Raw genomic sequence first — 22,373 nt, forward strand, 5'->3', positions numbered from 1 at the left:
GAGGTGTCAGATGGCAGTTTCATTAAATGATATTAAAAATAAAATTGCATCCACGAAAAACACCAGTCAAATCACCAATGCCATGCAGATGGTTTCTGCTGCTAAGCTGGGAAAGTCTGAGGAAGCAGCTAAGAACTTTCAGGTCTATGCCCAGAAAGTGCGTAAGTTAGTTACGGATATGCTGCATGGCCACGAGGCAGAAAATGCCCGTCATCACTCGATGTTAATCAGTCGGCCAGTTAAGAAATCAGCCTATATCGTCATTACTTCTGACCGCGGTCTGGTAGGCGGTTATAACGCAACCATTCTCAAGGCTTTGATGGAGCTGAAAGCTGAGTACCATCCGACAGGAGAGGACTTTGAAGTCATCTGTATCGGAAGTGTCGGTGCTGATTTCTTCCGAGCTCGGGGCATTCAGCCAGTTTATGAGTTGCGTGGTCTAGCAGATCAGCCTAGCTTTGATGAGGTCCGTAAAATCATTAGCAAGACCATTGAGATGTATCAGAATGAACTCTTCGATGAGCTCTATGTCTGCTATAATCACCATGTCAACAGTCTGACCAGTCAGATGCGGGTGGAGCAGATGCTGCCAATCATTGACTTGGATCCCAATGAAGCTGATGAAGATTATACGCTGAATCTGGAACTGGAATCCAGTCGGGATTCTATCTTGGATCAACTGCTGCCCCAGTTTGCGGAGAGCATGATTTACGGTGCCATTATTGATGCCAAGACGGCTGAGAATGCTGCCGGCATGACTGCTATGCAGACAGCGACAGACAATGCTAAAAAGGTCATCAGTGATTTGACTATTCAGTACAACCGCGCTCGGCAGGCTGCCATTACGCAGGAAATTACTGAAATCGTGGCGGGTGCAAGTGCCCTAGAATAAGGCCACAAATGAATTAGAAATTAAACGAGGGAAAAAACATGAGCTCAGGCAAAATTGCTCAGGTTATCGGGCCGGTCGTAGACGTTGCGTTTGCTGCTGGAGACAAGCTACCTGAGATAAATAATGCACTTGTAGTCTATAAAAATGATGAGAAAAAATCAAAAATCGTCCTTGAAGTAGCTCTTGAGCTTGGTGACGGTGTGGTGCGGACCATTGCCATGGAGTCGACCGATGGTTTGACGCGTGGTTTGGAGGTCTTGGATACTGGTCGTCCGATTTCTGTGCCAGTTGGCAAGGAAACTCTGGGGCGGGTGTTCAATGTCCTTGGGGATACTATTGACTTGGATGCGCCTTTTGCAGAAGATGCAGAGCGCCAGCCGATTCATAAAAAGGCACCGACCTTTGATGAACTATCAACTTCATCAGAAATCCTGGAAACAGGGATCAAGGTTATCGACCTCCTAGCTCCTTATCTGAAAGGTGGGAAAGTTGGTCTCTTTGGTGGTGCCGGAGTTGGGAAGACTGTCCTGATTCAGGAATTGATCCACAACATTGCCCAAGAGCACGGTGGGATTTCTGTCTTTACAGGTGTTGGTGAACGGACGCGTGAAGGGAATGACCTCTACTGGGAAATGAAAGAGTCTGGTGTTATCGAAAAGACGGCTATGGTCTTTGGTCAGATGAATGAACCACCTGGAGCTCGGATGCGAGTTGCTCTTACTGGACTGACTATTGCGGAATATTTCCGTGATGTGGAAGGTCAGGATGTGTTGCTCTTTATTGACAACATTTTCCGCTTTACTCAGGCTGGTTCGGAAGTGTCTGCCCTTTTGGGCCGCATGCCGTCAGCCGTTGGTTACCAACCAACACTTGCGACAGAAATGGGACAGTTACAAGAACGGATTACCTCAACTAAGAAAGGTTCCGTTACTTCCATCCAGGCTATTTATGTGCCAGCGGATGACTATACTGACCCAGCACCAGCGACAGCTTTTGCTCACTTGGACTCTACGACCAACCTGGAACGGAAATTGGTTCAGCTGGGGATTTATCCAGCTGTGGATCCACTGGCTTCCAGCTCGCGTGCCCTTTCTCCTGAGATTGTCGGAGAAGAGCACTATGCAGTTGCAGCAGAGGTTAAGCGGGTCTTGCAACGTTATCATGAATTGCAGGACATCATTGCTATCCTTGGTATGGATGAGTTGTCTGACGATGAGAAGACTTTGGTTGCACGTGCGCGGCGGATTCAGTTTTTCCTGTCACAGAACTTCAATGTGGCGGAGCAATTTACCGGTCAGCCAGGTTCTTATGTACCAGTAGCTGAAACGGTTCGTGGCTTCAAAGAAATCCTTGAAGGCAAGCACGACAAGTTACCAGAAGATGCCTTCCGTGGAGTTGGTTCTATTGAGGATGTCCTAGCTAAAGCAGAAAAAATGGGATTCTAAGAGGTGAATGATGGCTCAAATGACAGTACAAATCGTGACACCGGATGGCCTTATTTATGATCACCATGCTGCATTTGTTTCCGTAAAGACCATTGATGGTGAACTGGGGATTTTGCCCCGCCATATCAATACCATCGCTGTTTTAGAAGTAGATCAGGTCAAGGTACGTCGGGTTGATGATGACAAGCATATCGACTGGATTGCGGTCAATGGCGGAATCATTGAAATTGCAGATAATGTCATTACTATCGTGGCTGATTCAGCTGAGCGTGAACGAGATATCGACATTAGTCGGGCCGAGAGAGCTAAGCTCCGAGCTGAGCAAGAAATCGAAGAAGCACATGATAAGCATTTGATTGACCAAGAACGCCGGGCTAAGATTGCTCTGCAGCGGGCAATCAACCGGATCAATGTCGGAACAAGATTATAAGAAGCTATTTTGTCTAGATTGATGGAAGCCATTCATCATGTGGTAGGATGCTTTTATGAATACAAACTGAATACGCAAAACTGAGGCAGAAATGTCTCAGTTTTCTTTTCCAAAGAAAAAGGGCGGGACTGTTTAGTTCGTCCCTGACTGGAGTCTTGTGGTATAATAAAAGTTATGGTAGAAGTTATTTTTAAATTATGCAGTCATTTGCTCTTTATTTTCTTTGCCTTTCATCTGCTGTCAACGGTTGTTGAGTGGGAGAGGTTTTTCAAGGTTAATGCCGATAATGCGATGAAGATTCGCTTTTTGATTCTCTTGTTTAGCATTGCCTTGGGCTATTTAGTCAGCCTTTTCTTCATTGGTATTTACGATATGAGCCGGGCGATTTTTAATGGTACTTTATAAGGTCATATTTTTGATTTTATGGTATGATAGTATAGATGATTTTAAAAATTTAGAGTAAGGAATCGGTATGGAAAAAATTATTATTCAAGGTGGAGATAATCGCTTGGTCGGAAAGGTCAAGATTGAAGGAGCAAAAAATGCGGTGCTGCCTCTCTTGGCAGCGACAGTCTTGGCTAGTGAAGGCCAATCTGTTTTGAAAAATGTTCCGGTCTTGTCTGATGTCTTTACCATGAACAATGTAGTCCGCGGTTTAAACACTCAGGTGGATTTTAATCAGGAAGAAAATACAGTTGTTGTGGATGCCACCCAGCCTTTGTCTGAGGAGGCACCTTACAAATACGTCAGCAAAATGCGGGCGTCTATCGTTGTTTTGGGGCCAGTTCTTGCTCGTAATGGTCATGCTAAGGTTTCCATGCCAGGCGGCTGTACGATTGGCAGCCGGCCTATTGATTTGCACCTGAAGGGCTTAGAAGCCATGGGCGCTCAGATTACCCAAACAGCGGGTTATATCGAAGCGAAGGCAGAGCGACTCAAGGGTGCCCACATTTACATGGACTTTCCTAGTGTGGGAGCAACGCAAAACATCATGATGGCTGCGACGCTGGCTCAAGGAACGACAGTGATTGAAAATGCTGCTCGGGAGCCTGAAATCGTTGACCTAGCCCTCTTTTTAAATGAAATGGGAGCCAAGGTCAGAGGAGCGGGTACAGAGACTCTGACTATTGTCGGAGTGGATCAGCTACGCGGGGCCAAGCATAATGTGGTTCAAGACCGTATCGAAGCAGGAACTTTTATGGTTGCTGCAGCTATGACCAGTGGTGACTTGCTGATTGAGGATGCCATTTGGGAGCACAACCGTCCCCTGCTTTCCAAAATGCAGGAAATGGGAGTGGAAGTGACAGAGGAAGATGAAGGGATTCGGATTCGTTCCGATGTTTCGAAACTTAGACCGGTTGCGGTCAAGACCCTTCCTTATCCAGGTTTCCCAACGGACATGCAGGCTCAGTTTACGGCTCTCATGGCTATGGCCAAGGGCGAGTCTACGATGATTGAGACTGTCTTTGAGAACCGCTTCCAGCATCTGGAGGAAATGCGTCGGATGGGGCTGCACTCTGATATCATGCGTGACACAGCTCGTATCTGGGGCGGTGGAAGTCTTCAGGGGGCTGAAGTCATGTCAACAGACCTTCGGGCCAGTGCGACTTTGATTTTGATGGGCTTGATTGCTGAAGGCGAGACCAAGGTTAGCAAGCTGGTACACTTAGACCGAGGCTACTATAAATTCCATGAAAAATTGGCAGCCTTGGGAGCCAAAGTGAAGCGTGTAAAGGAAGAAGACGATGAGTGAAAATCTTAAATATTTAGGCCGGCAGATTGGCCTTGTTTTACTGGTTCTCTTGGTAGCCGTGATTCTCTTTTTCGTGTCTCTGATGATTGGTTATAACATTATCGGAAACGGTAAGGGCTCAGTTTTTTCACCAGAAACCTGGCAAGAATTAATCGGGAAGTTTACAGGAAACTAGCTCCTAGTCGAAAAGACTGGCTGAAATGTGAATCCAGTTTGCTAAGTTGAAAGAAAGAAGATGAAAAGAAAGACTAGTCAGAAAAGGAATTCTAAGAGCCTACAAGGCTGGGCTGGGCTGACTCTGGCCTTGATTTTGGCTCTGGCTGGCTATTTCTGGGGACAGGATGGTCAGCAGCCACTTCAGAGTCCAAATTCAGAAATCAGAGTTGGGCAAGTCCAAGATCAGGGCACCCCTAGCCAGGAACTAGCTGAGAGCGTTCTGACGGATGCTGTCCGAGCTCAGCTTAAAGGCAGCATTGAATGGAATGGAGCTGGCGCCTTTATCGTGAATGGAAATAAGACAGACTTGGATGCGGGGATTTCTAGTAAGCCCTACGCTGACAATAAGACCAAGCTTGTTCAAGGGCAAACCCTTCCGACAGTGGCGAATGCCTTTTTATCTAAGTCTACCCGTCAGTACAAAAAGCGGGAAGAAACTGGAAATGCTAACACTTCATGGGTACCGGCAGGCTGGCATCAACTTAAGAACCTCCCTGGTGAGTACAATCATGCTGTGGACCGCGGACATCTCTTGGCTTATTCACTGATTGGTGGTTTGAAGGGCTTTGATGCTTCCACCAGCAATCCTGCCAATATCGCTGTGCAGACGGCCTGGTCCAACCAAGCCAATGAAGCGGATTCGACAGGGCAGAATTACTATGAGACAAAGATCCGTAAGGCTCTTGATAAGAACAAGCGAGTGCGCTACCGGGTAACCTTGATTTATGCCACGGAGACTGATTTAGTACCGGTTGGGTCACATTTAGAGGCCAAGTCCAGCGATGGTAGTTTGGAATTTAATGTCTTTATCCCGAATGTGCAAAAAGGGATTCGCCTGGACTATAATAGTGGCAGGGTCAGTCTGGATAGTGGTTCTTAATTTTATACTCAAAAATAGATTTGCAAAGAGTATTCAATAGTATGAAAAGAAATGGTTGCAGATTTGTAGTCATTTTCTTTTATAATAATAGATAGAAAGAAGGCTAATTTTTCAGTCTTCTTTAAGAAAGCGGTGGTAAAATCAACGTTCTCTTACAATCTAGTAAAGGAGGTTGCGATGAGACTTATTTTTAAAAGCATCCGGTTCCTCATGCGTCTGATTGGGCGTGTGGTATGGGGCCTTGCTTGGTCCTTTGTCCTGAGCTTTATGGTTATTGTCGGAATTTTCTATTTTACCACTTCGACAAAACCGGGTACAGAGGGACTGACGCAGGCTGTTCAGACAGCTGTTGGCAGAGTGGATCAATTTTTAAATCACCAAGGCATTTCCACGGGGCTTCACAGCAGTGAGGAGACGCAGACGGATCAGCTGACAGATGAGCATGCAACAACAGGGGCTCGTTGGGATCAGCCAAGCGCCACGATTTACATCGATACAAACAATGAAACCTTCCGTTCAGCCTATAAGGAGGCTATTGATTCTTGGAATCAAACAGGTGCCTTCACCTTTCAAATCATCAATGACAAAGACAAGGCGGACATTGTCGCGACGGAGATGAACGATGGCAACATCAGTGCAGCTGGTGAAGCTGAGTCGCAGACCAATCTCCTAACCAAGCGGTTTACCCATGTCACGGTTCGCCTTAATAGTTACTACCTGCTGGACAGTCGCTATGCCTATTCTCATGAGCGGATTGTCAATACAGCAGCGCACGAATTGGGCCATGCTATCGGATTAGACCATAATGAGGAGGAATCAGTGATGCAGTCAGCAGGCTCATTTTACAGTATCCAGCCGACAGATATCCAGGCTGTAAAAGACTTGTATCAATCGTAAGCCTATGTTAAAATCTATTTTTTACTTGATTCGACACTTTCCAGAGCAAGTTTTTCTCTTTGTTTTTAACTCAGGAATCTTTGTTTGGCTATGGAAAAGCGGCAATGAGATTGCCAACCAGCTAGGGGTGACAGCGGCTTGGGAAAATCATGTTCCGGCACCCATTCAGCTCTTCTTCGGTCAGAATATTGAGGCGGTTAAGGGATTTTTTCACAATTCGGCCTTTATGTGGCTAGTCGGGTCCATGATTATCCTTCTGGTTATTCGTCTGATCAAGGGAATGATTAAATTTGTTGTCTTTGCGGTTCTGATTCTGCTGGGAATTTATCTGATTTTGCAGAATCAATCTATTCTCAATAGTTTTATGTAAGGCGGTCTGGTATGACTGTCTTTTTTCTTTTGGGGGAGCTGAGTTCGCTTTCTCTTGAATTCTGATAGCTGTGCTTCTGGAAATCTGCTATAATGGTCTTATGATTATTTTACAAGCAAGCAAGATTGAGCGCTCTTTTGCAGGGGAGCTTCTTTTTGACAATATTAACCTGCAGGTGGATGAGGGTGATCGAATTGCCCTAGTCGGTAAAAATGGAGCTGGGAAGTCAACCCTGCTCAAGATTTTGGTGGGCGAGGAAGAGCCTACTTCTGGTCAGATTAATAAAAAACGAGACCTGTCTCTGTCCTATCTGGCTCAGGACAGCCGCTTTGAGTCGGAGAATACCATCTACGATGAGATGCTGCTGGTCTTTGATAGTCTGCGTCAGCAAGAGAAGCGCTTGCGGCAGATGGAGCTGCAAATGGGAGAATTGTCAGGGGAAGATCTGACTGCTCTCATGACCCAGTACGATCAGCTGTCAGAGGACTTTCGCCAGAAAGGTGGTTTTACCTACGAGGCTGATATTCGAGCTATTTTGAATGGCTTCAAGTTTGACCAGTCCATGTGGCAGATGAAGATTTCTGAGTTGTCGGGCGGGCAGAATACCCGTCTGGCTCTGGCTAAGATGCTTTTGGAAAAGCCAGAACTGCTGGTTCTGGACGAGCCGACCAACCACTTGGATATCGAGACCATTGCCTGGCTGGAGACTTACTTAGTCAACTACAGCGGTGCCCTGATCATCGTCAGCCACGACCGTTATTTCTTAGACAAGGTTGCGACCATCACGCTGGATTTGACCAAGCATTCCTTGGATCGCTATGTGGGCAATTACTCTAGCTTTGTGGTCCAAAAGGAGCAGAAGCTGGCCACTGAAGCCAAGAACTACGAAAAGCAACAGAAAGAAATCGCTGCGCTGGAGGACTTTGTCAATCGCAATCTGGTTCGGGCTTCCACAACCAAGCGGGCTCAGTCCCGTCGTAAGCAGCTGGAAAAGATGGAGCGTTTGGACAGGCCGGAGACCGGCAGTCGCTCGGCTAACATGACCTTCAAATCCGATAAGGTTTCAGGCAATGTTGTTCTGACCTTGGAAGATGCAGCTATTGGCTATGGCGAGGAAGTTCTGTCGGAGCCAATTAACCTTGATATTCGCAAGTTTAATGCGGTAGCTATTGTCGGGCCAAATGGGATTGGAAAGACGACCTTGATTAAATCACTAATCGGTCAAGTGCCCTTCATCAGGGGCAAGGAGCAGCTGGGGGCTAATGTGGAAGTGGGCTACTATGACCAGACCCAGAGTAAACTGACTGCCAGCAATACGGTACTTGATGAGCTATGGAATGACTTCAAGCTGACGCCAGAGGTCGAGATTCGCAATCGCTTAGGCGCTTTCCTCTTCTCGGGAGACGATGTCAAGAAGTCTGTCGGCATGCTATCAGGTGGAGAGCGGGCGCGTCTGCTCCTAGCCAAGCTGTCTATGGAAAACAAGAACTTCCTCATCCTCGACGAGCCGACCAACCACCTGGATATTGACAGCAAGGAAGTGCTGGAAAATGCTCTGATTGACTTTGACGGAACCCTGCTCTTTGTCAGCCATGACCGCTACTTTATCAATCGCGTAGCCACCCAGATCATCGAGCTCTCTGAGACAGGCTCCACTCTTTATCTAGGGGATTATGACTACTATCTGGAGAAAAAGGCAGAGCAGGAAGCCTTGCGTGAGGAGACGGAGCAGGCCAGTCCTGACAAGCCAGCACCTGCCAATGACTATCAGCTTCAAAAGGAAAACCAGAAAGAACAGCGCCGGCTGGCCCGCCGCCTAGAGCAATTGGAAGCACAAATCGAGGACTTGGACATCCAGATCAGTCTGCTTCAGGAAGCCATGGAGGCAACCAATGACGCCAGTGAACTCATGGAGAGCCAGCAGCAAATCGACCAGCTGACCGCCGCCCAAGAAGAAGCCATGCTAGAATGGGAAGAATTGGCGGAGAAGGTGTAGGAGTATGCAGTTTCCGTTAGAAATGAGCTTCTTAGAGCTTACAGGAAAAATTAAATTGATATTCAATGTGGTTCAGTTATCGTATTACTAAAGATTTTGATGACTGAATCGTTTTATTTAAGAAAAATAGGAGAAAATGATGGATTTTGTAATAATTTTTATTGTCTTAATGCTAGCAATTTTTGCTTTCGTAGGTTGGATAGTTTATTGGGCGATTAGTCATTCCGCCAAAAAGAATAAAGTATACCAAGCCTTCGCTTCCGAGCACGGCTATCAATTTGACAAAGCACAAGGTAACGATTATTACAGAGATTACTCTAAGCAAAAAACAAGTAATGACCTGACACTGAAACTTTTTCAAAATCCTTATGTAGCAAAATACGCTAATTTTAGTCATTATCCATTTGGTCGTGGAAATCTAGTAAAAGTTGCCTATGTAATTTCAGGTAACTACAATGGTTCTCATTTTCGGGCTTTCACCTATCATTTTGAGGGGAATGCAATTGAGAATTCTGGTCCCGGTGGTGTTTTCAGCATTGTTATGATTCAGTGCCCCGATGAACCTAAAGGTCAGCTTTCAGAGCAAATGTTTTATGAAAATGGAATGCTCTGTGAATACCTTCGAGAAAATTTGAATGTAGAAACGATTCATGAGAGAATTGAGAAATTGGCTTATATTGCAAGTACAAAATAAGTTTGGGAATATAAAATAAGAATTTTTTTACAGTACAGATGTTGAATGACAAAATTAGCTAATTCAGTTTTGGGAACAGAGGTTTGCTGACAGAACTAGAATAAGAATTAGAAAAGGGGAGAGATATGTTTTTTAGAAGACGTCGTATGTATTTGAATCAATATTATGACAAAGCCATTTATTATGATCGTAAGACCCACGAAGTTTTAGAGGCACCAAAGAGTAAACTATTAGATACAGAGAAATCAAGCAGGATGAATCGACATATTCCTTTATTAGTTGTTCTCTTTATAGCTGGCGGAGGTGGCATTTCTTCCTTCTTTAGTCTATTTTTACAAGGAACTTATAGCATGACAACTTTTTGGAGTGTTATTCTTATCTGGATAGCAGAGTTTGCTTTTATTACTATGCTTGTAGAACGAGCCTTGTATCGAAATATCAATAGAGCGCAAGTGACTACTCAAACGGTCAGCCTTTTTACTATTTGTGATTCAGAGGATTTAAAAGAAAAGAACTTGAGCGAAAAAGAGAAGCGCAATAATACTTATTTATTTAACGCTTTGTTGTTCACTATTCCTTCAGTAGGTTTCTACTATGTCTATGATTTTATTTTTCACTTCAAAGATTTTTTAGGAGAACCGATTGGAGGAGAGATTTTTAAGATTATTTTTGCAGGTCTTTTGTTGGGAGTTGCTTTTGTTATATATAATCAGAATAATATTTCTGGTATTTTGGACATAACAGAAAAATTTGAGTCTGGAAAATTAAAAGTAGTATGTAGAGACGATGAAAACTCTGATGTATATTTAGAAGTGAGCGTCGGACCGGATGTAGCTATTTTGACAAAAGAGCTACATGATTATAAAGCTGGGGCTTAGCTGATTTGAAATTAAATAAAAGTGAGTGAAGCAGTAGAGATTATAAAGTTCTGTAAAAGAACTTCAATAAGTAATTAGAAGGAGGTTAGAATGTTTTTTCTTAGACGTCGTCGAGTATTTATTGGCGAGTGTGATGGTCAGGCGGTCTATTATGACCAGCAGACTGGAGAGGCTTTAGCAGCTCCCAAAAGTTTCCTGCTCAATACGGAAGGTGCTTATAAGACCAATGCTTACATTCCTGAAATGGTTATTTTTCTAATGGCTGGTGGACCTGGTCTCTATGGCTTCCTTTCAGCCTTGGATATTGGTGTCTATAACTGGACTAGTTTGAGCTATGTGTTACTATTGTGGCTGGCTGAGTTTCTATTGTTTACCGCAATTCTTGAGCGAGGACTTTATAAAAATGTGCGCAAGGCTCAGCCGACAACAGAGAAGGTATTTTATTATGCAGCTTCCCATAATTTGATGGTGAGGGATGAACATTTTGATCCAGCTGAGGCATCTGCTACAATCTATCGAATAACTCGTTACATTATACTTGCCTTTGCTATCTATTTTTTGTACGTTTTTTACGACTGTACTCAAAAATTCGGGCAACCGATCGAACGAGGCTATGATTTTTGGGGAGCAGGTTTAATGTTCTTCATGCTTTTTTTGTTGTACAACCAAAACAACCCCGTTCGTTTTGTAAAGATTATGAAGCTGTATAGCCAAGGGAGAGTGCGTTTTAGGGAAGAAGGAGAAAACAAATAAAATTTTACATTTGGGTTCGGTAGTAACCCTTAAAAATGGCGATGATACAGAAGTGATAATTGTTTCACAGGCTAGTGTAATCGAAGTGGAAGATGGCCAAGGAGGGACTAAGAGTGTCTATTTTGACTGCGGTTCAGTAGTTATTCCGAATGGGAGGCAAACACCAGATAATTTGTTCTTTTTCAATAGAGAAAATGTTAAAGGATATAGAAATGAAGACGAAGAGGCTTTTTGAAGAGCATTACGAAACTTGGAAGAAGTCAACAGATGTTCTAAAAGGTTCTATTTAATATGGTATGAGAAGAATCGCTTGAGTCAAAGCGATTTTTTATTTATCGGCTTCCAGATTCATGGTATAATTAAGAGCAGATGGCTTTGTTTTTCTATACCGCACAGGGAAGGTAGATTGAAAGAGGTTTATGAACAAAAGACAGCCTTGTTTAATTCAAAAACCTCCATCAATGCTTAGCTTGAGACAGCTAAGACCTCTTTTATAAATTTGATACATTTAGAAAGCCTCAAAGGAGAGGTGAAGGAAGCAATTAATGCAAAAATCACCAATCACCAAGTACCGCTATTGACAAATTTTTCGAATGTCTTAGCGGTTCTCTTAGCTCAGCACGAGAAAAGTATTAAGCAATTTCAATCAGAGGATAAGCATGTATAAAGAACGATATCATGGACCTTTAATTACTAATGGGGTTAGTTTAGGCTATATTAAGATTCTACCTTGGATTACACTGGCAATCTCTTTTATGGCATTTTTTGGGACGACCTTTATAGACCATGTTGGCGTCTATAAGATCCTGTTCATAATTTGTATGTCCATTAGTGGTGTTGCAATCCCAATCTCTTTCTTTAATAATTTTATTCTAAAATTTAAAAGTTTCATCTATCTATTTGTTTCCATAATTGTTTTAGTTTTGTTTGTTGACGTCAATTTTATAGGCTTGGTCATGCTAGTTGGCAATGGTGGGATATATTCAGGCTTGGCACTTGTTTATAATCTTGTAGCCTTTTGTATTTTTCTATTTTCATGCACTCTCTACTCTTGGTATTACCTTCCTAAAAATCAGGGGAAAATCTGGGCTTTCAACCGGTGGGAGACATATGGCGGCAAAGAAAAAGGTAGAAAGCAAGAACGGCTGTTCAACTTTGGAGTTGCTTTTTTAGCTGCCATGCTAGTACTAGCAATTCTTACTGGTTACAGTGAGAATGTTTTTGGTGTTTTCATTGGAATTTTGATGAACTTAACTTTCCCAGCTGTTATGATAGATGCTTTATATGCAGCAATCTATATAAGGACACATCCTGACTATGAATAGGTAAGGCACTAGGATTTGGGTGAAAAAAATGAAGAAAAGATCTATTTTTAATGCTAGTTTTGAAGAGAGTTTAAATCTGGAAGATGATGGGTTTCGAAAGTTGCAGCAAGAGCAGCATGATAAAACGTCTAACTATTTTAAAAAAGGGAGAGCATCTCTTTGGTTTCGAATTAGAAGTTTTATTTTAGGTTTAATTTTTCCTGTTGGATTTAACTTTATGTTGCTTGTTGTATCTATGGAATTTCATGAGAGTAAGACCCTGACTCTTCCGATATCTAAGCACGAGTCATTAACTGTAAATGTTTTTTTGATTTTACTTCTTATTTGGCTGTTCTTAGTCATTCTTGGAAAATTTACTAAACGAACTTATCTTTTACCATATCGCTATCAGCTTCATGCTTTTACATTTATGCTTTGGTTTTTATTAGAAATAGATCTGATAGTTATTGACATTCTATTAGCAAATTTGGCATTTTGGGAATTTATTGCTATATATGGAGTAATAATGATCTTCACTTACATGATGTTTAGTATGGAGTTAACAGGATTAAGAAAACTTATGTATGATGAGGATAGACAAGTGACTTTTCGTGATAAGATTGCTAAAATGATTTCTATTTACGGCATGGGGATTTTAGGGATTGGTATTGTTATAAAATATATTTTCGGAAGCTTTACTGTAGATATTTCAAATTCCATGAAAGCATTTGGTTTTTTACTTCTATGGGTCTTTGCTAATATTATGGTGATTGCAATAATTGTTTTTATAGGTTTACCATATTTTCTCCAAGCCTATTACAAGTGGAAATATCCAGAAGAATACCGAGAATGGGAAGTCAAGTCCGTAGAGGAATGGTATGGGAAGAGGTACTTGAAAAAGCACCCTGAACTACTACAAAAGAATATTGGTAATCAAACTTATGGATAAAAAATCTATTTTTAATGCTAGTTTTGAAGAGAGTTTGAATCTGGAAGATGATGGGTTTGTACAGTATCAGAAAAAAGATGTCTATAGCAAATTAGAAAAGTATTATAGAAAAGGGCATCCTTCTATGGGATTAAAAATTCAGAGTGTTATTCTGGCATTGATATTTCCGATAAGCTTAAATTTTATGCTTTTAGTAATTTCTATTTATCTACATGATTCCAACCCAAAAGATTTAGCTGTTTCTATATCTAAAACTCCCTTATTGTCAGCTGAAGTATATGTTTTATTCCTGTTTATATGGTTACTCATTGTTTTAGTTGGAAAGTTCATTACAAGAAATTATTTATTACCCTATCGTTATCATTTTCATGTTATCACATTTTTAATTTGGCTTAGTCTTGAATTTAATCTGTTAGCGATTGATATGTCGTTACCAACTTTATCTATTTGGATGGTTGCTGCTATTTTTGTTTTTATTACTATATTAGCCTATTTTATGTTTAGCCTTGAAATTGAAAGTCTTAAAAAACTGATGTATGGTAATGGAAGTGGCTCTTCTCTTCGCAACAAAATTGCCAATAAGATTGCGATTTATGGAATGAGTTTTTTGGGAATTGGAGTAATTATAAACTTTATAATAAAGAGTTTTTCCATGAAATTTTCAACTTCGTTGGAAGGCTTAGGTCTTTTGATAACATGGATTATCCTAAATATTGCTGTGATTGCTATGCTAATCTATATCGAATTTCCTAGTTATTTACAAGCTTTCTACAAATGGAAATATCCCGAAGAATACCGTGAGTGGGAAGGGAAAACTTTAGAAGAGTGGTATGGAAAAAAATATTTAAAAAAACACAAGGATTTATTAAAAAACAGATGAAAAGAAGGATTGGTATGGGTAATAGAGATAAGTAGACAGGATTCTTAGCAGAATCTGCCTTTTCCGATTTTCAGCCGATAAGATTTTGACGAAAAGAGCCTCGTATGAAAATAAAATCCGAACAAGGGGCAGTGAAGGTAGTTTTGAAAGAGCGACTAGGGAAGCGAAACAGCAATTAAAGGAATTGAAGTGGTAAACAAATGGAAGATTTAGGCAAAGTTTTTCGTGATTTTCGTTTAAATGGACATTATTCATTGAAGGAAGCGGCGGGTCAGGTTTGCTCGACTTCTCAGCTGTCTCGTTTTGAGCTGGGTGAGTCGGACATGACCCTCTCGAAATTTTTAGATCTCTTGGACAATATTCATGTGACCCTTGAAAATTTTATGGACAAGGCACGGAATTTCCAGCAGCATGAGCACGTGGCTATGATGGGTAAGATTATCCCTCTTTACTACTCAAATGACATCAAGGGATTTCAGGACTTGCAAGCGGAGCAGTTGGAAAAGGCCAAGGCCAGCAGTGCGCCTCTTTACTATGAGCTGAATTGGATTTTGATGCAGGGCTTGATTTGTCAGCGAGACAGTCAGTTTCGCATGAGGCAAGAGGATTTAGATAAGGTGGCTGATTATCTTTTCCAAGTGGAAGATTGGACCATGTACGAGCTGATCCTCTTTGGAAACCTCTATAGCTTCTATGATGTGGACTATGTCTACCGTCTGGGCAAGGAAGTTATGGAGCGGGAGGACTACTACAAAGAAATCGGTCGCCATAAGAAATTGGTCTTGATTCTAGCTCTCAATTGTTACCAGCATTGTTTGGAAAGTCGTTCTTTTGATAAGGCTAGTTATTTTGAGGCTTACGTAGAGAAAATCATTGGCAAAGGCATCAAACTCTATGAACGCAATGTGTTCCTCTATCTCAAGGGTTTTGCGGCTTATCAGAAGGGAGAGAAGAAGCAGGGAATCACGCAAATGCAGGAAGCCATGCATATCTTTAAAGTGCTGAATTTAACTGAGCAAGTCGCTTATTATCAAGAACATTTCGATAAGTTTGTGAAAGCATAATTTCCCAAATATGGGAAAAATAAAGAACCTCCCTCCATTCCTGATACAATAGTTTCAGAAATGGAAGGAGGTATTTTTATGAATCGACAGGCAGCACAGCTGATTACACGGGCTGCTATTAATAAAATTGGGAATATGCTTTATGACTATGGAAATAGCATCTGGCTTGCTTCTTTGGGAGCTCTGGGACAGACGGTCTTGGGCATTTACCAGATATCAGAGCTAGTCACTTCTATCTTATTCAATCCTTTGGGGGGAGCCATTACGGACCGCTTTTCCAGGCGTAAGGTTTTGATGGTAACAGATTTGATTTGTGCTGGTCTTTGTCTGCTGATTTCTTTTATTTCAAATGACCAGCTCATGATTGGAGCGCTGATTTTTGCTAATGTGGTTCAGGCTATAGCCTTTGCCTTTTCTCGGCCAGCTAATAAGTCTTATATTACCGAAATTGTAGACAAGGAAGACATTGTAATCTACAATTCTCATCTGGAATTGACCTTGCAGGTTATCAGTGTCTCAGCTCCAGTTTTGTCTTTTATCGTAATGCAGTATGCAAATCTGCGTGTGACCCTTCAGCTGGATGCTCTTAGCTTCTTTCTGGCTTTTGCCTTGGTTTACTTTCTGCCTAATCATGAGCCAAGCAAGCAGAAGTCTCCCATCAATTTTGGAAATATCCTGGGAGATATCAAGGAAGGTTTAGTTTATATCCGTCAGCAAAAAGAAATCTTCTTTCTGCTTTTAGTAGCTTCCGCAGTCAACTTTTTCTTTGCGGCCTTTAATTATCTATTGCCTTTTACCAATCAGCTCTACGATAAGACCGGCTCTTATGCGACTATTTTGAGTTTGGGAGCTGTAGGCTCAATCGTTGGAGCCATTCTAGCCAGCAAGGTTAAGGCCAGTATGGGAAATCTACTCCTAGCTCTGCTATTGACCGGTGTTGGAGTCGCAGTCATGGGCGTCTCTGCCTTGCTACCGGTTCATCCCTATTTCTCCTATTCTGGTAATCTAATCTGCGAGCTCTTTATGACTGTTTTCAACATTCATTTCTTCAGCCAGGTTCAGACCAAGGTGGACAAGCAGTATCTAGGTCGCGTTTTCTCAACGATCTACACGCTGGCAATTCTTTTCATGCCTCCTGCGACTTTTCTGATGACTCTTCTGCCGAGTGTCCACACCCTTTCCTTTCTTCTGATTGGTTTTGGAGTGATGGGATTGGCTTTGATTTCCTACCTTTATCAAATGAGAATACAAACAAACTAGGCTGGAGTGATTTCCAACCTAGTTTTCTGTATGGGAATTTTTAAGCGCTTCTTTGGTTTTCTTTAGCTCTTTTTTCAGCGAGAAGTTTTTTAGCATGCTGATGAGAAAGGTCGTGACAGAGCCTAAGAGCACTGAGACCAAAATCAATATGATTAAGGGAAGTTTGAAGCTAAATAGGATAAAGCTAACATTGACACTCTGCATATTGGCCAAGGAAATACCAGCCACCAATAGAACGGTAATTAAAAGCAGGATATAATGCAATTTTTCTTTCATAGTGATTCTCCTATTTATCTATTCAAACTCAGCCTTGCTTTTGATATCTCCGTATTCTTCTGGGATTTCTTGGGCTAGGATATCTTCATAAGCGGCCAGTTCAATATCTGAGCCATACTTATTTTTCAGAGCTGTGGTCACCAGACGGTAGGCCAAGTTCGCATTGCGGGACAAGATAGGGCCGTGAAAGTAGGAGCCAAAGACATTTTTATAATGAACGCCTTCGTACCCATCTTCTTGGTTGTTGCCATTTCCATAGACGACTTTGCCCAGAGGTTTCTCGTCGTCAGAGAGGAAGGTGCGTCCTTGGTGATTTTCAAAGCCGTAGTAGGTCTCATTGAATTCTTCATTATGAATCTTAATATCACCAATATAGCGATTATTGGTCTGGTTGAGGGTATAGTGGCCCATGATGCCCAGACCTTCGATTCGTCGGCCAGAAGCTTCGATATAGTATTGGCCTAAAAGTTGGAAACCTCCGCAAATAGCTAGCACTACGCCATTTTCATTGATAAAACTTTCCAAAGCTTCTTTTTTAGCTGGCAGGTCGCGGGCCACAATCGTTTGCTCATAGTCTTGACCTCCGCCAAAGAAGACGATGTCGTAGCTGTCCTTGTCAAAGTCATCTTCTAGAGAGACGATATCGACTTCAACCCTAGCGCCTAGCTTTTCAGCCACATACTTGAGCATGAGGACATTGCCGTTGTCGCCGTAGGTATTCATGAGATTGCCATAGAGATGAGCAATCTTTATACCATAGCAATAGTCCTGATTTTCAGGAGAAGTGAGGGATCTGTATACCATTAGTTCATCTCCTTTCTGACCACTTGTCGTTCTGCTAGCAACTCGCGGAATTCCAGCATAGCAGTATAAGTTGCTAAGATATAGGCATGCTTGGTTTCTTGCTGCTCAATGGTCTTAAAAACTGCTTCCAAATCTTTGACTTCAGTAATCTGATCTGCTGGATAGCCCGTTACCCGCAGTCGACGTGCTATCTCAGAGTGGCGGACACCGCCTGCGATGACATGAGGAATCTCCATCTCTAAAATCCTCTCAAAATCAGCATCCCAGATCCAGCTGGTATCAATGCCGTCCGCATAGTTGGCATTAAGGAGGACGGACAAGCTAAAGTCAAAGGGCGCAAGTCCAATCATATCTAAAGCTTGGGTCGCACCGACTGGATTTTTAATCAAGACCAAGGTACATTCCTTATCGCCGATTTTAAAAGTTTCCTGACGGCCAAAGACAGCTCGGCTCTTGTCAAAGCCAGCCTTGATAGTAGCCGGCTCGACACCAAAGAATTGAGCTACTGATACTGCTGCTAGAGCGTTATAGATATTGTAGAGACCGCCAATATTGATCTGATAGTCTTGACCATCAATGGTAAAGGCCGAGCGGTTATGCTCAAGCGTTTTGAGAGCGGTTAGGCTGTAGTCAAGCTTAGGACTCTTGAAGCCGCAGTCCTCACAGATATAAGCTCCCAGATTGGCATAGGTATTGAGCTCGTACTTGAGGATATGCTCGCACTTGGGACAGAGGATGCCCTCTGTATTGTAATGAGCTAGCTGAGCCTGGCCTTTTTCGGTATCAAATCCATAGTAGCGGACAGGATTCTTCAGGGTTACCGAGTTAAAGAGGGGGCTGTCGCCATTCATCAGCACAGTCGCTTCAGGCACTTTAGCTGCAGCATCCAGAATCATCTGGTAGGTCGTGTAGATCTCACCATAGCGGTCCATCTGGTCGCGGAAAATATTGGTAAAGACGAAGAGGCTGGGCTTGATATAATCACAAATCCGAGATAGGCTGGCTTCATCTATTTCCAGCACAGCGATATGTTTGCCAGATTTGCCTTTTTTAGCAGTCAGGAAGGTTGTGGTAATCCCGGTAATCATATTGGCACCGCTAGGATTGGTCACCACTTCTCCGAAGGCTTCCTTGAGAATACCCACTGTCAGAGCTGTAGTCAGAGTTTTACCATTGGTTCCGGTAACAACCACAACCTCATAGTTCTTTGCTAGGTTTTGTAAAATATTTTTATCAAATGTCAGGGCAACTTTCCCTGGCAGAGTCGAGCCGCGTCCCATTTTGCTGAGAACAAAGTGGGAGGACTTTCCTGCCAAGAGGCCCAATGCTGTTTTTATCTTCATAAGAAATATTTTATCATAAAAAAGTAAAGAAGGTTACAGAAAAATATTGACAAACGTGATATAATGGGGTGGTAAGTCTTTAAGCATTAAGACCCACTGTAAAATAAAAAGAGAGAAGTTAATTGAGTAAACTCTAATTACAAGATAAAATCAGGCTGTGACTAGATTTAATAAGCTCGATTTGTTGCTACAGCTGTTTGACTTTGCTTGTAGAGGAGTAGGAAGTCTAAGTATGAATTTTCAACAACTAACCAATCTCCAATATTGGGCCAGTTTGTTTTCTGACCCTTGGAGGATTGTAATTAATATTATTGACGTCGCTATCGTCGCATGGATTCTATATTATCTAATCAAGGCCATTGCCGGTACCAAGATTATGATTTTGGTCCGTGGGGTGCTCTTCTTTATCTTGGCACAGTTTTTTGCCAATATCATCGGCTTGACCACCATTTCTTGGTTGATCAATCAGGTCATCACCTACGGGGTCATTGCGACCGTGGTGATTTTCTCGCCTGAGATTCGAGCAGGATTGGAAAAGCTGGGCCGGGCAACAGATATTTTTTCTACAACGCCCATCAGTAACGAAGAAAAAATGGTTCAGGCCTTTGTCAAGTCTGTTGCCTATATGAGTCCGCGGAAAATCGGGGCTTTGGTGGCCATTCAAGGGACCCGCACCTTGCAGGAGTACATTGCGACAGGGATTCCCTTGGATGCAGATGTGTCCGGAGAGCTGCTAATCAACATTTTCATCCCCAATACACCATTGCACGATGGAGCTGTCATTATAAAAAACAATAAAATTGCGGCTTCCTGTGCCTACCTGCCTCTGACAGAAAGCAGCGGTATCTCTAAGGAGTTTGGAACCCGGCACCGCGCAGCTATTGGCCTGTCTGAAGTATCCGATGCTTTTACTTTTGTCGTTTCCGAAGAAACCGGTGGGATTTCCACTACGCACAATGGAATTTTCAAGCATAATTTGACTTTGGATGAGTTTGAGATTGAGCTGAGAAAGGTCTTCTTATCAGAGCAGGACAAGCCAGCAGGTTTGAAAAAACGCTTCATGGGAGGATGGAAGAAATGAAAAAACGTAAAAAAATTCTTTATATCATCTCTTCGTTTTTCTTTGCCCTAGTGCTTTTTGTCTATGCAACCTCTAGCAGTTATCAAAATAATACTGGAGTTCGGCAGGTCACATCTGAAACTTATACCAATACGGTTTCCAATGTGCCAATTGATATCAAATATGACAGCGAAAATTACTTTATCAGCGGCTTTACTTCTGAGGTTTCCGTTGCCTTGACAGGCTCCAACCGTGTCAATCTAGCCAGTGAAATGCAGGAAAGTACTCGAAAGTTTCGAGTCGTAGCTGATCTTTCCAAGGCTACAGAAGGCACAGTCGAAATCCCTCTGAAAGTGGAAAACCTGCCAAGTGGTCTGACTGCTACAGTCACTCCCCAGAAGATTTCTGTTAAGATTGGTAAAAAAGCCAGCAAGAAAGTTGAGGTCCGCTACCTCATCACAGACAGCCAGGTGGCTGAAAATGTGTCTATTAGCGGTGTGACCTTGGAAAATAAGGAAGCTACAGTAACCAGTGACGAGGAGACCCTGTCTAAGATTGAGTCTGTCGTAGCCATTCTCCCAACCAATGTCATTATCACTGGTAACTATAGCGGGACAGCACCACTGCAGGCTGTTGATGGTCAGGGAAATGTCATGCCAAGCGTGGTGACACCATTTGAAACGACTATGCGTGTCAACACTAAAACAGCAGACAGCTCAGGCTCGTCCTCCTCTAACAGTAGCTCAAATACGAGCTCATCAAATAAAAACTAAATAAAATTTTGAAAATAAACTTGGATGAAGTTAGCCTGCCTGAGTTGCATCCTAAATCTTTACATCCAGGTCTTATGAAAGGAAACTATTTATAATGGGTAAATACTTTGGAACTGATGGTGTTCGCGGAGAAGCAAATGTGGAACTAACGCCGGAATTGGCCTTTAAACTTGGCCGCTTTGGTGGTTATGTTCTGAGCCAGCACGAAAGTGAAGTTCCTCGGGTCTTTGTTGGCCGGGATACTCGAATTTCAGGAGAAATGCTGGAAAGCGCCTTGGTTGCAGGACTTTTGTCCGTTGGGATTCATGTCTATAAATTGGGTGTCATTGCAACGCCTGGTGTGGCTTATCTGGTCAAGTCAGAGAAAGCCAGCGCCGGAGTCATGATTTCTGCCAGCCACAATCCAGCTTTGGATAATGGTATCAAATTCTTTGGTGGTGACGGCTATAAACTGGATGATGAGCGTGAGTTGGAAATCGAAGCTTTGCTGGACGCAGCGGAAGACACCTTGCCACGTCCAAGCGCCGAAGGTTTAGGTGACTTGGTGGACTATCCAGAAGGGCTGCGCAAGTACCAACAATACTTGGTTTCAACTGGCTTAGAACTAGAAGGAATGCATGTAGCCTTAGATACGGCCAACGGTGCGGCTTCTACCAGCGCCCGTCAGATTTTTGCGGATCTAGGCGCACAGTTGACGATTATCGGAGAAAATCCAGACGGCCTCAATATCAATCTGAATGTCGGGTCTACGCATCCTGAAGCTTTGCAGGAAGTTGTTCGTGAGTCTGGTGCAGCGATTGGTCTGGCCTTTGATGGAGATAGCGACCGCTTGATTGCTGTGGATGAAAATGGTGAGCTGGTAGATGGTGACAAGATTATGTACATTATCGGTAAATACCTGTCTGAAAAAGGCGAGCTGGCGCAGAATACCATTGTTACGACCGTCATGTCCAATCTTGGCTTCCATAAGGCTTTGGATCGCGAAGGTATCCAAAAGGCTGTGACAGCAGTTGGTGACCGCTATGTAGTAGAGGAAATGCGCAAGAATGGCTATAATCTAGGTGGCGAGCAGTCTGGACATGTTATCATCATGGACTACAATACGACAGGTGACGGTCAGCTTTCAGCTGTGCAATTGACCAAGGTCATGCAGGAAACAGGTAAAAAACTATCCGAATTGGCTGCTGAAGTAACCATCTATCCGCAGAAACTGGTCAATATCCGTGTGGAAAACAGCATGAAGGATAAGGCGATGGAAGTCCCTGCTATCAAGACGGTGATTGAGAGAATGGAAACCGAAATGGCTGGCAATGGCCGGATTTTGGTTCGTCCGAGCGGAACAGAGCCTCTGCTGAGGGTCATGGCTGAAGCACCAACTGACGAAGAAGTAAATTATTATGTAGATACCATTGCTAATGTTGTTCGAGATGAAATTGGGATAGACTAATAAATGTAA

At 42.7% G+C, this 22,373-nt stretch carries 25 protein-coding genes; 22 read left to right on the forward strand and 3 right to left on the reverse strand.

Translation table 11 applies throughout. The features are described from left to right. Positions 1 to 10: 10 nt before the first annotated feature. The 19 genes from J1C86_RS03885 to J1C86_RS03975 all read left to right on the forward strand — a co-directional run bounded on the left by J1C86_RS03885 (position 11) and on the right by J1C86_RS03975 (position 16,661). Positions 11 to 892, forward strand: coding sequence for a F0F1 ATP synthase subunit gamma (locus tag J1C86_RS03885; protein ID WP_002895995.1), 882 nt, complete (start codon positions 11 to 13; stop codon positions 890 to 892). Between the two features lie 38 nt (positions 893 to 930). Further along, positions 931 to 2,337 carry a F0F1 ATP synthase subunit beta gene (atpD, locus tag J1C86_RS03890; RefSeq protein ID WP_002895993.1) on the forward strand — a complete coding sequence of 469 codons (1,407 nt, stop codon included), beginning with the start codon at positions 931 to 933 and terminating at the stop codon, positions 2,335 to 2,337. Positions 2,338 to 2,344: 7 nt separating this feature from the next. Then, positions 2,345 to 2,767: a F0F1 ATP synthase subunit epsilon gene (locus J1C86_RS03895; RefSeq protein ID WP_002904155.1), complete on the forward strand. Its 423-nt coding sequence runs from the start codon at positions 2,345 to 2,347 to the stop codon at positions 2,765 to 2,767. 174 nt (positions 2,768 to 2,941) lie between these two features. Further along, a complete protein-coding gene (locus tag J1C86_RS03900; RefSeq protein WP_002897901.1) occupies positions 2,942 to 3,172 on the forward strand; it encodes a DUF1146 family protein in 231 nt (76 codons plus the stop codon). 67 nt (positions 3,173 to 3,239) lie between these two features. Then, complete coding sequence (gene murA / locus J1C86_RS03905) at positions 3,240 to 4,520, forward strand: UDP-N-acetylglucosamine 1-carboxyvinyltransferase (RefSeq protein WP_002897900.1); 1,281 nt, start codon at positions 3,240 to 3,242, stop codon at positions 4,518 to 4,520. Next, the gene (locus J1C86_RS03910) at positions 4,513 to 4,695 is read left to right on the forward strand and encodes a DNA-directed RNA polymerase subunit beta (protein ID WP_002895988.1); all 183 of its coding nucleotides are present in this window, start codon (positions 4,513 to 4,515) and stop codon (positions 4,693 to 4,695) included. The genes murA and J1C86_RS03910 overlap by 8 nt, the downstream gene beginning before the upstream one ends. 60 nt (positions 4,696 to 4,755) lie before the next feature. Next, positions 4,756 to 5,616, forward strand: a complete 861-nt coding sequence (locus tag J1C86_RS03915) for a DNA/RNA non-specific endonuclease (RefSeq protein ID WP_125405786.1) — start codon at positions 4,756 to 4,758, stop codon at positions 5,614 to 5,616. 177 nt (positions 5,617 to 5,793) lie between these two features. Beyond that, on the forward strand, positions 5,794 to 6,513 hold the full coding sequence (locus J1C86_RS03920) for a matrixin family metalloprotease (RefSeq protein WP_125405788.1): 720 nt from the start codon (positions 5,794 to 5,796) through the stop codon (positions 6,511 to 6,513). A 4-nt stretch (positions 6,514 to 6,517) separates the two neighbouring features. Further along, positions 6,518 to 6,883, forward strand: coding sequence for a hypothetical protein (locus J1C86_RS03925; RefSeq protein ID WP_125409483.1), 366 nt, complete (start codon positions 6,518 to 6,520; stop codon positions 6,881 to 6,883). A gap of 100 nt (positions 6,884 to 6,983) precedes the next feature. Next, positions 6,984 to 8,879, forward strand: coding sequence for an ABC-F family ATP-binding cassette domain-containing protein (locus tag J1C86_RS03930; protein ID WP_125405794.1), 1,896 nt, complete (start codon positions 6,984 to 6,986; stop codon positions 8,877 to 8,879). Positions 8,880 to 9,015: 136 nt separating this feature from the next. Next, positions 9,016 to 9,573, forward strand: a complete 558-nt coding sequence (locus J1C86_RS03935) for a hypothetical protein (protein WP_125405796.1) — start codon at positions 9,016 to 9,018, stop codon at positions 9,571 to 9,573. Between the two features lie 146 nt (positions 9,574 to 9,719). Next, on the forward strand, positions 9,720 to 10,451 hold the full coding sequence (locus tag J1C86_RS03940) for a hypothetical protein (RefSeq protein WP_125405888.1): 732 nt from the start codon (positions 9,720 to 9,722) through the stop codon (positions 10,449 to 10,451). Positions 10,452 to 10,541: 90 nt separating this feature from the next. Beyond that, complete coding sequence (locus J1C86_RS03945; protein ID WP_004187647.1) at positions 10,542 to 11,204, forward strand: hypothetical protein; 663 nt, start codon at positions 10,542 to 10,544, stop codon at positions 11,202 to 11,204. 52 nt (positions 11,205 to 11,256) lie between these two features. Further along, positions 11,257 to 11,439, forward strand: a complete 183-nt coding sequence (locus tag J1C86_RS03950; RefSeq protein ID WP_237657555.1) for a DUF4176 domain-containing protein — start codon at positions 11,257 to 11,259, stop codon at positions 11,437 to 11,439. Between the two features lie 424 nt (positions 11,440 to 11,863). Then, positions 11,864 to 12,529, forward strand: coding sequence for a hypothetical protein (locus J1C86_RS03955; protein WP_125405799.1), 666 nt, complete (start codon positions 11,864 to 11,866; stop codon positions 12,527 to 12,529). Positions 12,530 to 12,557: 28 nt separating this feature from the next. Next, positions 12,558 to 13,457, forward strand: a complete 900-nt coding sequence (locus tag J1C86_RS03960) for a hypothetical protein (RefSeq protein ID WP_427150817.1) — start codon at positions 12,558 to 12,560, stop codon at positions 13,455 to 13,457. Beyond that, positions 13,450 to 14,337, forward strand: coding sequence for a hypothetical protein (locus J1C86_RS03965; protein ID WP_427150818.1), 888 nt, complete (start codon positions 13,450 to 13,452; stop codon positions 14,335 to 14,337). Before J1C86_RS03960 ends, J1C86_RS03965 begins: the two co-directional genes overlap by 8 nt. Positions 14,338 to 14,537: 200 nt before the next feature. After that, positions 14,538 to 15,401 (forward strand): XRE/MutR family transcriptional regulator, encoded by an 864-nt coding sequence (locus tag J1C86_RS03970; RefSeq protein ID WP_125409495.1) that lies wholly within the window; start codon positions 14,538 to 14,540, stop codon positions 15,399 to 15,401. A gap of 78 nt (positions 15,402 to 15,479) precedes the next feature. Next, complete coding sequence (locus J1C86_RS03975; RefSeq protein ID WP_125409497.1) at positions 15,480 to 16,661, forward strand: MFS transporter; 1,182 nt, start codon at positions 15,480 to 15,482, stop codon at positions 16,659 to 16,661. Positions 16,662 to 16,679: 18 nt separating this feature from the next. Here J1C86_RS03975 and J1C86_RS03980 read toward each other — a convergent pair whose 3' ends face one another. From J1C86_RS03980 to murT, 3 genes are read right to left on the reverse strand one after another with little or no spacing between them, the layout of a single operon-like run. Beyond that, the gene (locus J1C86_RS03980; protein ID WP_002895980.1) at positions 16,680 to 16,937 is read right to left on the reverse strand and encodes a LapA family protein; all 258 of its coding nucleotides are present in this window, start codon (positions 16,935 to 16,937) and stop codon (positions 16,680 to 16,682) included. An 18-nt stretch (positions 16,938 to 16,955) separates the two neighbouring features. Continuing rightward, complete coding sequence (gatD, locus tag J1C86_RS03985; protein WP_125341720.1) at positions 16,956 to 17,741, reverse strand: lipid II isoglutaminyl synthase subunit GatD; 786 nt, start codon at positions 17,739 to 17,741, stop codon at positions 16,956 to 16,958. After that, on the reverse strand, positions 17,741 to 19,084 hold the full coding sequence (gene murT, locus J1C86_RS03990) for a lipid II isoglutaminyl synthase subunit MurT (protein ID WP_125341721.1): 1,344 nt from the start codon (positions 19,082 to 19,084) through the stop codon (positions 17,741 to 17,743). The genes gatD and murT overlap by 1 nt, the downstream gene beginning before the upstream one ends. Positions 19,085 to 19,316: 232 nt before the next feature. Here murT and cdaA point away from each other — a divergent pair, with 232 nt between their 5' ends. From cdaA to glmM, 3 genes are all read left to right on the forward strand, one after another. Continuing rightward, on the forward strand, positions 19,317 to 20,165 hold the full coding sequence (gene cdaA / locus J1C86_RS03995) for a diadenylate cyclase CdaA (RefSeq protein WP_125409499.1): 849 nt from the start codon (positions 19,317 to 19,319) through the stop codon (positions 20,163 to 20,165). Then, on the forward strand, positions 20,153 to 20,917 hold the full coding sequence (locus J1C86_RS04000) for a CdaR family protein (RefSeq protein ID WP_002902728.1): 765 nt from the start codon (positions 20,153 to 20,155) through the stop codon (positions 20,915 to 20,917). The genes cdaA and J1C86_RS04000 overlap by 13 nt, the downstream gene beginning before the upstream one ends. Before the next feature lie 94 nt (positions 20,918 to 21,011). Next, positions 21,012 to 22,364: a phosphoglucosamine mutase gene (gene glmM, locus J1C86_RS04005; protein WP_125401451.1), complete on the forward strand. Its 1,353-nt coding sequence runs from the start codon at positions 21,012 to 21,014 to the stop codon at positions 22,362 to 22,364. Positions 22,365 to 22,373: the final 9 nt, after the last annotated feature.

The sequence above is a fragment of the Streptococcus sanguinis genome (assembly GCF_050220005.1).
In the GTDB taxonomy this organism is placed as follows: domain Bacteria; phylum Bacillota; class Bacilli; order Lactobacillales; family Streptococcaceae; genus Streptococcus; species Streptococcus sanguinis_Z.